7 protein-coding genes are annotated in these 9,085 nt (G+C 35.6%); all 7 read right to left on the bottom strand.

The window, feature by feature from the left end:
• Positions 1–50: 50 nt before the first annotated feature.
• Complete coding sequence (locus AT15_RS06475) at positions 51–1,289, bottom strand: hypothetical protein (protein ID WP_068347637.1); 1,239 nt, start codon at positions 1,287–1,289, stop codon at positions 51–53.
• A 396-nt stretch (positions 1,290–1,685) separates the two neighbouring features.
• Positions 1,686–2,435 carry a glycosyltransferase family protein gene (locus AT15_RS06470; protein WP_068347636.1) on the bottom strand — a complete coding sequence of 250 codons (750 nt, stop codon included), beginning with the start codon at positions 2,433–2,435 and terminating at the stop codon, positions 1,686–1,688.
• 236 nt (positions 2,436–2,671) lie between these two features.
• Positions 2,672–4,843: a bi-domain-containing oxidoreductase gene (locus AT15_RS06465; RefSeq protein WP_068347635.1), complete on the bottom strand. Its 2,172-nt coding sequence runs from the start codon at positions 4,841–4,843 to the stop codon at positions 2,672–2,674.
• 1 nt (position 4,844) lies between these two features.
• The gene (locus AT15_RS06460; RefSeq protein WP_068347634.1) at positions 4,845–5,885 is read right to left on the bottom strand and encodes an NAD-dependent epimerase/dehydratase family protein; all 1,041 of its coding nucleotides are present in this window, start codon (positions 5,883–5,885) and stop codon (positions 4,845–4,847) included.
• The gene (locus tag AT15_RS06455) at positions 5,878–7,140 is read right to left on the bottom strand and encodes a glycosyltransferase family 4 protein (protein WP_068347633.1); all 1,263 of its coding nucleotides are present in this window, start codon (positions 7,138–7,140) and stop codon (positions 5,878–5,880) included. Before AT15_RS06455 ends, AT15_RS06460 begins: the two co-directional genes overlap by 8 nt.
• Before the next feature lie 2 nt (positions 7,141–7,142).
• On the bottom strand, positions 7,143–8,429 hold the full coding sequence (locus AT15_RS06450; RefSeq protein WP_084251573.1) for an exopolysaccharide biosynthesis polyprenyl glycosylphosphotransferase: 1,287 nt from the start codon (positions 8,427–8,429) through the stop codon (positions 7,143–7,145).
• Between the two features lie 175 nt (positions 8,430–8,604).
• On the bottom strand, positions 8,605–8,967 hold the full coding sequence (locus tag AT15_RS06445; RefSeq protein WP_068347623.1) for a four helix bundle protein: 363 nt from the start codon (positions 8,965–8,967) through the stop codon (positions 8,605–8,607).
• Positions 8,968–9,085: the final 118 nt, after the last annotated feature.

Genomic DNA, 9,085 nt, shown 5'->3' with positions numbered 1-9,085 from the left:
ATTCTTCAGGGAAGCAGTATAGATCTTTATAACCATATATACTTGTGCATCTAGTTCTCGAGGCTGGAATTAGCAATATAGATCAAACAGAATATAAAATTCGCACTAGTTAAAGTTGTTGCCGCAGTTAATGAGATCATTGTCATCGAAATTAATACAGAAGCAATAAATATTTTAGTAGTTTCGAAGATCTTTTTGGAAAAAATGCAAAGTACTGCCTTATATAAAGCAATGATCCACAATATTGTAAATACCATCGTTCCCAACAATCCTACTTGTGATAATAAATCTATAACTAATTGATGAGCCCAGCGCCCTTGATTTTCGTATGCAAAACTGCCTAAAAATGGTGAGTTAACCCATGTGTCGAGTGCAACTCTGTTAAAGAAAATTCTTCCCGAATCAGAGTATCCCTCATTAACGAACACATTCCATCTTTGTATTGAAGAACTCCACATTAAGTTTATCGTTTCACTAATTTCCTTCATGTTGTAAAAAACGAAGCAGGCAAAAATTAGCATTACGATAATAAACAGATTCAAAAATAATTTTCTGGCATCATACGAGGTTTTCTTGCTACTTATTATATGAAATTTTTTCGAAGCTATTCTTTTCTTCTTAAAATATGCAAAGTAGAGAATTATAATTTGAAAAATATATGCGAAAACTGTTTGTCTTGTACCAAGAATAAATACACTTAAGCTACCTAATAATCCTATGAATAGAAACAACATAAGATTTCTATGGACCAAGCATTCCCAAGCCAAAAAAGCAAAACTAAATGCAACAGAATACGATAATGCGATTGGATTCCCTTCAGAACCAACTCGTGAATAACTAGCATATGTTATTTTGAGAGTACTCTCATAAGAAAAAAGCATTGTTATTATAATACTTATAAATGATAAGTATCCTATTATTCTTTCGTCAAAAAAATATTGTGAAATAAACAATGCAAATATTCCTACGAGAAATACATTTACATAAAATATAGATACTTTCATCGTCCAATAATTTGTTCCAAATGCACTTGTAGTTATGAACGAGATAGTTGATACAATTATATATAGAAGAAATAAGATAAAAACTGAGCTTAAAACCTTTGGCTTTGTTTGGCTAATTGCAAGGAAGATACCCGAAACTGCAGCCAAAATAATCATCACACCAACCATATTATCAAACCACAACCCAGAAATTCTTGCTATGTAGAGTACAATAGACCAGCCCGAAATAATTATCCAAATAATAAAAGACATTAGATAAGTATAATACTTTTCAAATTTATCCATAAACATCACCTATTTTTAAAATTATTGAAAAATTGTTTGTTACGATCTTTTTATAAAAATCAATTATTTAGGGTGCTCGAAAATCGGTAACAACCAATAATATAACCCTTTTCTGTGAAGACGCTTGTTCAAGACATTGAGCATAACACAGAGGTTATATGTCGAAATGGCCAAATCTTATATTATCAAACAAGTCTCGAGTTTCGAGAAAAAAGTCAAGACCAATATTCAGTAAAATCTTGATTGTATCAAACTACTAGATAATCTTTACAATATCGCTTTTTGTAAATTCTTGTTGTACTTTTATTTGGATCTCTTTTTTTATCTTGATTATTTCATTGGTACTACCTTTAAAATCTAGGAAGCCCGTATTTTCGCGACGCCCTATAAAAAACATTATTCCAAACTTTGAAAAAACATTCTGCCTTCAAGCTTTATTTCTAACTTAATGGCACTAGTAACATCCAAGTGAACTTTTTTGCCTTCGTTTGTAAGGATTTTTACTGCCTCCAGTAGATTTAAAATTCCTTTCGCTTTCATGAGGTTGCTTAAGTATACGATTCTTATCGTATCATCATTTTTCCATCGTTCTATTTTATTATTAATCTCTTCTTCTGTGGCGAAGATTTCATCCTCAACACCATTTTCACAGACGAAAATCTTTTCGTTTGGTATCAAGCCTTCGAATATATAGAGCAAAGAAGGACCTAAAACTACTGCTCCAGCTAATCCATTCAGGCTTTTATCGATTACCTTTTGTTTCCAACCGGAAGTGCTATTGTACATTTTTCTAAAATAACCACCATGAATGTGAATCACGTAAGGGATTTGTCTTATTTTTGCCGCCCACATAAAAGGTACATACTTTAGATATCCTCCGATAGTTTGACTAGGCGTCATATAGACAATATCATACCTTTTTCCTAACAGAATCTTTGTAGTGCCAGACAGAATTTGTGATAAAGATCTAAAAGCCTTGCTATATGTAAGTCTACCTTGTTTACTTAGATTTCCCAATCGCTTTTCCGTATTAGTGTTGAGTACCTCAACCTCATGCTTGTTTTTCATCCCATTGAATAACATATTATTTGCTATGGACATTCCATGTATTGGTGGTGGAAATGGGCCTATCATCAACTTCTTCATCTTTTTACTATACTCCTTTGTACCAAGTTACCCGGTTAATTATATAACTCTCTATTATCTTCACAACCTTCAAAGAAACATTGTTTCTGCGCCTCCAGCAACCGGATTGGTTTGTACTAATAGAAAGTTTGCATACCATTGATAACAAATTTTAGTAGTAATTATTTGCTCTGTTGGCTTTTATCAATATTTAAATCAAATTAGCACTTCAGCTAATTATCATATAGATGAATCAACTAGTTTCCTGACAATTTAGTACGTACAGACGGTAAAGACTCTCCAATTATGCTTGCCAAAGTTGTAGCTCTAATCTCTTCATAAGGAATTTGGAGAGAGTTGTAAATACAGGCTTCAATGAAAGTGCCCATCTCTGCTTTGTGCCCTCTGTCAACTCCTAAGGTTTTTTTCTTTAAAATCTTTGTTCCCTTGACGAGGCTTGACCTAACAAAATTCTCAATGGCTCCTACCATCCCGTTTCCAGATATCTCTACATATTCTCTTGGAAAACGTTTATGGCCGTTTGCATAATAGATAATTGTTCCGATTGATCCGTTATTCATTTTCATTGTAATGACTACATTATCGCTTTTGAAGTAGCCATTTTTCTTGTCTATTGTTTCAACGGAAACCGAAACTGGAAGTTCGCCTGTTAAATATTCAATAAGGTCTATAAAGTGACAAGCTTCGCCCACTATTCTTCCCCCGCCACTTTCTGGATTTAACACCCAAGAAGATTTGTCAGCATAACCGGCATTTACGCGACAGGTTACAACAAAAGGACCATTAGCATTTTCAAAATGCTTTCTTATGAAAGTAGCATGAGGAGAAAAGCGCCTATTAAAACCAACCATAATAAATCTATCTGGATTTCTTGAGTGAGCTTCATCGATTGCTTTCAATTGTTCCATTGTGATTGCTAGTGGTTTCTCTACATACACATGTTTTCCCGCATCCAAAGCCTCGATAACAAATTTCGAATGGCTATTATGGCGGGTAAGCACCATGACAGCGTCGACTTCTTCATCAGAAAGAATGTTTCTATAATCGGTTGTGATTTTTTCGATTCCGAATTTTCTGCCATTATGATTGGCCGAAACGCCAGTTGTAGTTGCCAACCATTTAAGTCTCACATTTTCCATTTTTGATAGAATTGGTAATAACGTTGTCTTAGTAAATAGTCCGGCGCCAATTAACCCAATGACTGCCTGTTTTTTGTTTTTTGATTTTTGAATAGTCAAATTTTTGATAACTTTGATTTTTTCACGATTATTGGTGCTCTCTGAATTCTCATATTGGAAAACCGCTCCTAATATCTTTTCTCTGCCACTGATAATCAAATCATAGGCATTTTCAGCCTCAGAAAATTTGAATCTGTGACTAATTAACTTTTTTACTGATACCTTTCCAGATGCAACTAATTCTAGAAAGGCTTGCATATTTCGCTGTTCACTCCAGCGTATGTATCCAATGGGATAATCTCTTCCTTTTAATTCGTAGTTGTCATCAAAAATTCCGGGTCCCGCAGCACGTGTAACCACGAGTTGAAGTTCTTTTTCGAAGAAATCCTTTCTGGGAACTTCCATATCTACAACCCCAGGAATTACTATTTTCCCACGATTACGAGCCATTTCCGCGTACATACTAACAGAATCTTTTCCACCTGATGAAGCATATACAAGTACATTATCGACACCATAACCATCTGAGATATCTTTGGCTGCTTGAATTACTGCTGCTCTATCGGAGGCATTTACAACGTTGTCACAACCAAATTCCTTTGCAAGAGCTAGGCGACTATCGTTAATATCAACTCCAAGTACCTTACAATTCAAACTTTTTAGAATTTGTACAGCAATCAGTCCAAGAAGTCCCAGACCGATAACAGCAACTCTTTCACCGATAGAGACGTCAGCCATTCTGATTGCATGAAGGGAAATCGCACCAATACCAACAAAAGATGCTTCTTCAAAAGATAGACCATCCGGAATTCTGACAATTAGGTTTTTGGGAACCCAAACAAACTCAGCATGGGAAGCATAGCCGCTACCAAAGCAGGCAACTTTATCTCCTTTTTGAATACCTAAAACATCTGCTCCCACTTCTTCTACTATTCCTGCACAAGAGTATCCAAGTGGTACAGGGTCATCTAAGCGATTCATGGCTTGTCTATATGCTTCAGCTAGTCCCTCGGTTTTTGCCATGTTTATAACTTTTCTTACAAGATCTGGACGATCTAAAGCTTTTTTCAAAAGACTCTTCTTGGCAGTTGAAAGCATGAGTTTCTCTGTCCCTAAACTTATCGCAGAAGCAACATTTTTTACTATCACGCCTCCACTTTTGCATGCTGGATATGGGACATCAGCTAGTTCGAGTTTTCCTGTTCGATAATTTTGCATTACCTGCTTCAATTTATTTCACTCCTCTTACGGCTGAAGATATCCCGGGCCCAAATTTTGCCGCTACTTTGATATTCTCCCAGTTATCTTTGAACCACTCTATGGCTTTTATGAGACCTTTTTCAAAATCAGGATCTGGCTTAAATCCCAAAATTCTCTTAGCTTTCTCATTTGAAGCTAAAAGCCTTGGTTTCGTATCCCATTTTCTTCTTTGAGTATAGATAATACCTGCATCGTTTCCTGTTAAACGGTTAATTGTTTCTGCCAAATACTGTATTTTTATTTCCCTTCCAGCGGCTAAATTAAATGCTTCTCCAATAGCCTCTTTAAAGTATCCCATTCTTAGCAATCCATCGACAATGTCACCAACATAGGTAAAATCTCTTGTTTCTTCTCCGGTTCCAGTTATTGGAAGAGGTTGCTTATTCATTGCCCAATATATAAAGTTGGGTATGACATTTCTATACTGACCTGGAACTTCACCTGGTCCATAGCTATTGAAGAACCGTGCTTTGGCTATGTGAACATCGTACATTTTATAGAAGAAATTTCCATAGAGTTCCCCGAGCATTTTAGTGATTTGGTATGGTGTACTCATATCCATTGATGGTGGTAAACTTTCTTTATATGGCATTGGAGCATCGCTTGGATAAATTGAACAACCAGAGGACGCATAAACAAATCGTTCAATTTTTCCATAGAGTTTCGTGTATTCTAAGAGTTTTAAGGTGCCAAAACCGTTTGTCCACAAATCTTTTTCTGGGTAATCGACCGAGTTTTGATTGGCGAAAAAGGCAGCCAAATGGAATATTATCTCAGGTTCTTCACCAAAGACTCTTTTAAGGTCGATATCATTTGTTATATCGCCCTCAACAAAAAGAAGATTTTTGGTATCTTGAGGTAGGTTCCAGGTATAACCTGAAGAGAGGTTATCTATGACTATAACGAAAGCTCCGAGTTCGAGTAATCTCTTTGTCAGTTGTGAACCAACAGCACCGGCTCCTCCCGTCACTAAGACTCTTTTGCCTGAATAATAATTGAGGTAATCAGCCATTTTTATTCCTCCTTTTATATTCGTTTATTACTCTTTTGAATATCTCCTCGTATTTATCTGCGGCTACTTGAACTGAAAGATTTTTTTCTACATATTCTCTTCCGTTTTTTCCTAGTTTTTTTCTAAGGTCAGGATTATTATATAATTCGAGGATTTTTTCAGCCAAACCTTTGGCGTCTCCAGCGGGCAAAACATATCCAGCTTTAGCTTTTTCAATCAATTTTGGAGCATCTCCATCCAAATTCATTGTGGCTATTACAGGAATGCCTGCCGACATAATACTAAGTATTTTTGAGGGAACAACAGGGGTGCGAACATCTTTTGTTAGTGTTGCTAAAGATATATCTGAAGTATGGAGAACAAGAGGATATATTTCTTTAGGAACAGGGGGTAAAAGAATAATCTTTCTCAGATTTCTTTTTACTTTTTCCAATTTAAGTTGTTCATATTTAACTCCATCTCCAACTATCAAATAGTATATATCGTGATTTTTTGTTATTTCTGCAGCATTCAATATTACCTCAACATCCTGAGAATAGCCCAAAGTGCCTGCAAAAGAGATAATGAATTTATCGTATAAGTTATTCTCTTCAGAAAACTTGTTTCTTTTCTCCCCTGGCATAATTAAATTGATGTCTATCCAGTTTTCGAAAACCAACACTTTTTCACTATTGACTATTTTTTCTACGTACTTTGCATTGGTCTCAGAGTGAACGGTTATGAGATTAGATTTTTCATAAGCTCTTTTTTCTAACCTTTTAAAAAAGGAAATGATAGCTTTGCTCTTCATTATTCCAAGATCAATAGCAGCTTGAGGAAATAAATCCTGAACATTTAAAATACTTGGAAAATTATATTGTTTTCCTAATTTGTATGCGGTTTTATAGAGGGTAAGTGGTGGCGAGTATGTGAGACTAACATCTATGCTTTTATTTTTTAGAATCTTCTTTCCAGCTCTTAGAAGTTTATTTGCTATCTCGAAATGCTCTAAACCCCTTCTAATTTTTTTCGATCTTTCAACAAACGGAAGTTTTACCCTAAAAACATTCATTCCGTCAATGACTTCATGGGTGATTTTGTCCATATTTTTTGTAAAGTGTTTATACTCTTCATAAGAAACGTTGTATCTTGGAACACCCGTTAATACATAAACTTTATGCCCACGTTTTGCGAGTTCTTTTCCTAGATAATAAAAAAGATGCGATGCTGCACCTATTTCAGGCGGAAAATAGTTATTTATTAGTAGCACATTCACTGTTACTTAGCCCCTTTCCTAAACACAACCGTTTCAAATGTTCTAAGAATTATCTGAAGATCGAGCAGTAATGATCTGTTTTTTATATAGTAAAGATCATAGCTTAGTTTTTTTGCTTGTTCTTCTATTGTTGCGGCGTATTTGTAATTCGTTTGAGCCCAACCGGTGAGTCCGGGTTTTAGTTTATGGCGGTAGTTATAGTATGGTAGAACTTCTGCCAATTCTTTGGCAAATTCAGGTTGTTCTGGTCTTGGACCAACGAAAGACATCTTTCCTATCAATATATCATAAAATTGCGGGATTTCATCCAATCTGATCGGTCTCATTAATTTTCCGATTTTTGTTACGTTATTTTCCTGTTGGGTAGCGTATTTAGCTCCTGTTGATTCCGCATCTTTTTTCATTGACCTGAATTTGTGCATGATGAAGTTATTGCCATTCAGTCCGACACGCATTTGCTTGAAAATGATTGGTAACCCATCATCTAAGAGTATTGATAGATATATTACCAAATACACAGGGGAAAGAATAATCATAGCTATTATTGAAATGAATAGGTCTAAAATTCTTTTTGAAGGAGTTTCTCGCACTGAACTGAATTGAATTTCATAATATTCCTTGAATTTATCTATCAGTTCAATGGGGATTCTTTTCAGGGTTTGTTCAACTATCAGGGGAAGGAACTCTACTGATTTGCCTTTCTGGTGTGCGTTTTCAAGGACAAATTCTACTGTTCTGGAGAGTTTTTGGTCTGCTACAAGGATGCTGTCAAAAAGGCTCAGTGAAAGAGCCTGTTCAAGAGCAACGGAAGAGGGGTTCATATATCCATAGACTTTTACTTTTCCCATGGAAGCTTTTTCGACTTCTCGAATGATTTCTCCTATTTCTGATTCTTTTCCAATAATAAGATAGCGTTTTGGAGGAATCAAAGATAGCACTTTTCTCATTGTGTAAGTGGAGATTATGGGGAAAATTATACCCGAAAGTGCCAGGGATGTTATGAAAATTTCTTTTGGAAGTTTTGTTTTGAAAAAGGCTACGAACATCAGGGAAAAAAGGGCACCGATAAAAGAGCCAATTGAATATGAGACAAGACTTGAATTTAATGATTGGAGATTGGAATTATCGAATCCTCGGAAGGCGTAGATGCCTAATAGAAGGGCTATGTTTAATATGGTTGCCTGAAAGAGCAAACCGGGAGTCCAATCGACTATTGTCGATTGTATTATGTATAGGGTTATTATGTACATTAACGCTAACGAATATTTGGAGGTGCGTAATCTTTGCATAAAGCTCCTTTCGGGGGTGTTTTTAGTCACGAGTTACGAGTAACGAGATTCGAGTAACGAGATTCAAGAACAAGAGAACCGAGTAACGAGTTACGAGAATGATAAAAACCGAGTCACGAGTCGCGAGTTGTGAGTTACGAGAATAAATAAAACTAAGCAACAGTTCACGGAATAACTAAGAATTAAGTTTTGAACGAAGTGTTGTGATTAGTTTGTTAAGCATCATCATTATTCTTTCCATTTTTTCCAATAGATCTTTGCTTTCATCTTTGGGAATAAACCCCAATCTTTTTGATATTTCCACTTGAGTCATCAATTCAGTTAAAGATCCTCTCGAAACAATAAGAAATTGAATAAATTCTTTTGAACTTCCCCTACCGTTTCCTTCAGCTATATTTGATGGGATTGAAACCGCTGCGCGGCGCATCTGCATTGTCAGGCCATAGATTTCACTTTTCGGGAATTTCTTTGTCAATGAATATATGTCGGTTACTAATTCAATGCTCTTTTCCCAGAGGTCCAGTTCCTTGAATGACATTAACTTTACTCCTTTTGTGATTTAAGTATTGAGTTGCTAGAATGATAAAAACCGAGTCACGAGTCACGAGTAACGAGAATAATAAAAAAACTAGTTATCGGTCTGACCCCCAATAATG

Origin of the sequence: Kosmotoga arenicorallina S304, from assembly GCF_001636545.1 — a bacterium.
GTDB classification, from domain to species: domain Bacteria; phylum Thermotogota; class Thermotogae; order Petrotogales; family Kosmotogaceae; genus Kosmotoga_B; species Kosmotoga_B arenicorallina.
The sequence above is the reverse complement of the archived record's forward strand: the minus strand, read 5'-3'. Positions and strand labels throughout refer to the sequence as shown.

What these genes read in the sequence shown, in the direction of transcription:
- AT15_RS06475 (WP_068347637.1), bottom strand. Translation starts at nt 1,289, where the DNA reads ATGGATAAATTTGAAAAGTATTATACTTATCTAATGTCTTTTATTATT.
- AT15_RS06460 (WP_068347634.1), bottom strand. Translation starts at nt 5,885, where the DNA reads ATGGCTGATTACCTCAATTATTATTCAGGCAAAAGAGTCTTAGTGACG.
- AT15_RS06450 (WP_084251573.1), bottom strand. Translation starts at nt 8,429, where the DNA reads ATGCAAAGATTACGCACCTCCAAATATTCGTTAGCGTTAATGTACATA.
- AT15_RS06470 (WP_068347636.1), bottom strand. Translation starts at nt 2,435, where the DNA reads ATGAAGAAGTTGATGATAGGCCCATTTCCACCACCAATACATGGAATG.
- AT15_RS06445 (WP_068347623.1), bottom strand. Translation starts at nt 8,967, where the DNA reads ATGTCATTCAAGGAACTGGACCTCTGGGAAAAGAGCATTGAATTAGTA.